Source organism: Mycobacterium sp. ABE4_509 (assembly GCF_056160785.1).
Genome location: NZ_JBSWXU010000363.1, coordinates 1 through 294, shown reverse-complemented (window position 1 = coordinate 294; position 294 = coordinate 1). Strand labels below are relative to the sequence as shown.

Below are 294 nucleotides of genomic sequence, written 5' to 3'. Positions count from 1 at the left end.
CCAGCACCAGGTTCAGCGCCACCGACACCGGCTCGGTGACCGCGGTACCGGTGACGCGTTGGTAGAGGGTGTCGGCCATGACCTGCCCGCGTGAGCGACCATCGAAGGTGGTCTCGGCCTCGCGTTTGAGGGCGGCATACACCCCGACCCCCTGGGCCACCGGCAGCAGCGCGGTCACATAGACCATGGTGTCGGGGGCCGGGCGGATACTCACACACCGATCGGCGGCGGCCTTGGCGGCCCGGTCGACGACCGCGGCGGCGTCCAGGCGCGCGGCGATCTTCTTGGCCTCGG

1 pseudogene is annotated in these 294 nt (G+C 71.4%); it reads right to left on the bottom strand.

Annotated elements, in window-relative coordinates:
• Positions 1-294: pseudogene (locus tag ACXAID_RS28495) on the bottom strand (HNH endonuclease); the annotation flags it as partial.